Below are 4,201 nucleotides of genomic sequence, written 5' to 3' on the forward strand. Positions count from 1 at the left end.
TGTGATATTATTTTGTATCTTTTACTTTTTTATTATGGGTTGGAAGTACATTGGTGGTGATGAGTTGAATTGGTTAGAAACATTTTTGTTTATGGCAGGGTTTAGCTCGATATACTTAGTACAGAAAAGGCGACTAAATAATAAATGAAACCTAAAACATAGCTATTAAATCGCTGCTAATTTTAAAAAAACAACGTAAAAATAAATGTAGTTCTTTAGAGGTGAATAAGGATGGTAATATTTTTTATCATGATTATTTTAATTGTCATCTTATTTGATTTTGTTAGGATTAGAAATCAAAACGACACTATCATTGAACAAAATGAAAAGGTTATTACATTATTAGAAGAAATTAAAAATAAGTAATGCGCTGTTTTGTTATGATAGTTAACTTTGTACGCGTCGATTATTCAACTACCGATTTTAGTCAATCGAATAGCAAATTGTCGTAAATGGGGGGATTATGTGGAACTAATTATAGTTTTTTTAGTGTTTGGTGTATTAACAGGTTTTTTGTCGAGCATGTTCGGCTTCGGAGGGGGATTTGTAGTAATACCCGTATTGTATTTGTTGCTGCCAAAATTAAATGTTCCTGATTCATTAGTTATGCACATGGCCGTAGGAACATCGCTTGCTATTATGATTGTGAATTCTATAAACTCAACGATATCTCATCATCGTAAAGGCCATATATTATGGTATATTTTTTTTCAGCTTGCACCTGTAATTGCCGTAGGTGCTTTAATCGGGGGCCTTTTTTCTCCTTTTATTGCAGGCGATATTCTTAGATATCTATTTATTATGTTTGCTATTTATACAATTATTTCTTCCTTGATGAAGAAAACATTTATAGATATGAAAGACAATCATATCAAGATGCCAAATCGCATAAAAACGTCGTTTATTGGCTTAGTAGTTGGTGTTATCGCCACGTTGCTTGGTATTGGCGGCAGTGTTATAACCATTCCCTTCTTGCGAAGCTGTCGATTAAAGATGGTCAATGCGGTTTCTCTTGCAACTCCGTTGAGTCTTCCTATAGCGATTGTAGGTGCTGTAACATCTATATTTAATGGAATACAACATCCAGATCTCCCCACATGGTCTTTAGGCTTTGTTTATATTCCGGCATTTATTGGTATTGTTGCTGGAGGGTTTATAGGCGTACCTATAGGCACACGCATTGCTCACCATATGCCTGATCGATTATTTTCCAAGGTTTACTTGTCTTTGCTTGTTATTGTGGTCATTGCAATGATATTTGAATAATGGGGGTTGGTTAGGCCATTGAGACTGAAGATAAATTGCAGTTTGCCTTAATTTTAAGGTTTTTTCTATAATCGAGGCGATAGAATATAAAGGTTATGTTATGATTCGTTAAAGGATTTTATTAAACACATTCACGCAAGCATCTTTGGATGAAAAAATGAGGATGAAAGATTATAAACGGAAGCTTAAATGATTAGAATTTCTAAAGCTTTATAAATAGTGGTGCTGTATAATGAATTGATGCGTTTACCAGATCATAATTACTGGAGGATCAATATGGATAAAATGAATGGACTAGACTTTAATCGGAATATGTCAGTTAAGGAATTTTCTCAACATTATTGGTATAAAGAAGAGTTAAAGAGAATTTGTATTGATTGTAAAATACCCTCGCATGGAACAAAAGCGGAATTGGAATCAAAAATTAAAAACTATCTATCTGGAAAAAAAGTAGGTGATAACCGTCAAAAAGTTTCTAATATTAGAAAAGGCGTTCGTTCAACTAAAATAACTGTAGCTACGAAATTAATTCCTGAGGGTTTTAAGTTTAATCAAACAGCTAGGGAATTTTTTGCAAATTATTATAACGTTCCAAAGTTTAAATTTACAAAAGAAATGGCATCAGCGCTACGTGAAGCAGAACGCCAAGGTGATCTTAACATGACTGTAGGGGATTTAATCAAAATTTATGAAAAGGGAAAGAATGGGGAGGAGAATCATAGCATAATTTCTCCCGAAGAAAAAACGTATCAATGGAATAACTTTGTTAGAGACTTTAATAAAGATACGAGGACACAATGTATGAAGAATAAAATGAAAATTGCTGCTTTTTTGTGGAATTATGTAAAAACTAATCCTGGCCCAAAAGAATATAATGAAGATCTATTAGATCAGTTTTATCGTGAAGTTGAAAAGATTTCAAACGCAAAAAAATGAAAAGTAAGAAGTTTTATCATTGAAGGTAAATTTGAACACATGATAGACTATCAAATCATATAAGCGAATTAGCATAAGAGACTGCCTCAATGGTTAAGATTGCGATCATTCATACATAGATAGTCTCTTATTTGGTATGGTCTCCTGTGGTTAGTATGTTATTAGACTATATCAAGTTGTCTAATTGCCTGCTATAAGGGGTAGCGTCAGGAAACCGCTTTTCCTGACGCTACCCCTTATAGAAAAAAGTATTATTGAGCAATCAACAAATTCTATTTCCTTAGTTCCATTAAATTTAGAAAAAGGACAACTGGGATATGAGACAGGAAAAAAGAATGAAATAGTAGAATACCCAGCTAATTCAATTGGAGATATAAACGGGATGAATTGTGAGGTTTTATCACTTCCTGATTCATTTGATGATATAAGAAAGCTGATTACTATAAATATAAGTCAAATAAAATCTATTTAAGTAGAAGTGAAGATACTACCAAAAATTCCATTAGATGTACAAAAAATAACGAAGTTAAATGGATTAGAATTAGCTAATAAAAGTACAAAATTGGAGAGTGAGTATTTTGCTCAAAAATCAAACATGGAAATCTTTTCATATAGATGATTTTAATGATTTAAAAGAAAAAGCATATAAAGTGGCAAGGATTATGATAAACAAAAAACATGATAATAGATGGCTAGATAAGTATATTGATCAATTTGCACCTAGCTCTACAGTATGGTTATTTGAAGATGTAATATTACTGTATGTGAAATATCACAATAACAATATAACTAAAGATGAAGCAATTAGTTGCTTAGAATCAATGGAATCTAAATATCTTGAAGGAGAAAAATTATTAAGAAAAGTAATGGGGTTCCATATCGCAATTAATGAAGCCTTTAAAAAGGAAGATAAAGAATATGGTGAAGTAACATTTGAATGCCCATTTTGCGAGGGAGCAGCATACGCAAAACGTTTGCATACTCCAAATAACTTTGCACATAAAACTACTATTCGTGCTAAGTGTAGTAACTGTGGTCACAATGTTATGAACTAGTAAACTTCAAAAAGACTATCTAAAAACAGGTAGTCTTTTTTGAACAATTTTAGGATCTGTTTATGTATATTTAAATACAATTTAAAGGAATAAAAATACTATATACAAAGGTAATCCAACTGGAGCTGTAAACCTTTCTACACATAAAAACCATCCTTTCCATGATATTACAGAAAGGATAGTTTTTATGTCGTTTTTGGTAAAGTCATTCACCTTAGATTGATAGTGTCAGGCGCCCGATATAAGAGCTGACAGTTATTTATTTTTATCACTTTTTATAATAACAAATCCGTAAATACTCATCAAAATGTAGTAACAAGCAACCCAAGAAAAAGCTTCATTTAAATCATCTCCGCGAATGAATGCAAAAATTTCCCATGATATAAAATAAGTAATTGGTATAATGACATAATATCTTATAAATTGTTTCTTTAATTTATCCAAAGATAAACACCTTCTTATAAGTAATGCTTATATTTTTTACTTGCTTTTTCTCCACACTTACCATTAGTCAACCCTATAGTCACAAAAATACCTGGTATTGAGCCCCTCACACCTAATTTAAGTAACTTTTTTGCACCGTCTTTCCACTTTCCGTTCAAAATCATGTCCACAGCTGATGTTAGTGCTGCCCCACCATATTGCTTTTTTATTTCCTTTCTAAAACAAGCTTCCTTAGCTGCGGCCCATTTTGGATTTACCTTTAATAAGCGCATTGGTGATAGACTTATCTTATCTTCAATAAGTAGTCTCTCTTTTTCTAACTCATCTATTATATAGTTATAATCAGGCATTTTTGATAACTCTGTTTCAACAATATTTTTATTGAAACCAATTGGAGTTCCATTATTATCATAAACTATACTTTTATCAAACAAGATTTCTAATACTTTTGCAAGATTTTCTACTTCTTTTTCATCATATTTGTCAGCCTCAGAAGCACT

General features: G+C 31.7%; 6 protein-coding genes. 4 read left to right on the forward strand and 2 right to left on the reverse strand.

Annotation, left to right across the window (positions count from 1 at the left end; genetic code table 11):
* The first annotated feature begins 465 nt into the window (after positions 1 to 465).
* From JUJ52_RS22600 to JUJ52_RS22615, 4 genes are all read left to right on the forward strand, one after another.
* Positions 466 to 1,266, forward strand: coding sequence for a sulfite exporter TauE/SafE family protein (locus JUJ52_RS22600; protein ID WP_228089208.1), 801 nt, complete (start codon positions 466 to 468; stop codon positions 1,264 to 1,266).
* A gap of 276 nt (positions 1,267 to 1,542) precedes the next feature.
* Positions 1,543 to 2,202 carry an SAP domain-containing protein gene (locus tag JUJ52_RS22605; RefSeq protein WP_228089209.1) on the forward strand — a complete coding sequence of 220 codons (660 nt, stop codon included), beginning with the start codon at positions 1,543 to 1,545 and terminating at the stop codon, positions 2,200 to 2,202.
* Positions 2,203 to 2,386: 184 nt separating this feature from the next.
* Positions 2,387 to 2,674 carry a hypothetical protein gene (locus JUJ52_RS22610; RefSeq protein ID WP_228089210.1) on the forward strand — a complete coding sequence of 96 codons (288 nt, stop codon included), beginning with the start codon at positions 2,387 to 2,389 and terminating at the stop codon, positions 2,672 to 2,674.
* Between the two features lie 106 nt (positions 2,675 to 2,780).
* Positions 2,781 to 3,257 (forward strand): hypothetical protein, encoded by a 477-nt coding sequence (locus tag JUJ52_RS22615; protein WP_228089211.1) that lies wholly within the window; start codon positions 2,781 to 2,783, stop codon positions 3,255 to 3,257.
* Between the two features lie 255 nt (positions 3,258 to 3,512).
* Here JUJ52_RS22615 and JUJ52_RS22620 read toward each other — a convergent pair whose 3' ends face one another.
* Together JUJ52_RS22620 and JUJ52_RS22625 are read right to left on the reverse strand one after the other, a co-directional pair.
* Positions 3,513 to 3,701, reverse strand: coding sequence for a hypothetical protein (locus tag JUJ52_RS22620; RefSeq protein WP_228089114.1), 189 nt, complete (start codon positions 3,699 to 3,701; stop codon positions 3,513 to 3,515).
* Positions 3,702 to 3,715: 14 nt separating this feature from the next.
* On the reverse strand, positions 3,716 to 4,201 hold a 486-nt coding region (locus JUJ52_RS22625; RefSeq protein WP_228089212.1), incomplete at its 5' end, for a hypothetical protein.

The organism is Virgibacillus sp. AGTR, assembly GCF_016919725.2.
GTDB lineage: Bacteria > Bacillota > Bacilli > Bacillales > Amphibacillaceae > Virgibacillus > Virgibacillus salarius.

What these genes read in the sequence shown, in the direction of transcription:
- JUJ52_RS22605 (WP_228089209.1), top strand. Translation starts at nt 1,543, where the DNA reads ATGGATAAAATGAATGGACTAGACTTTAATCGGAATATGTCAGTTAAG.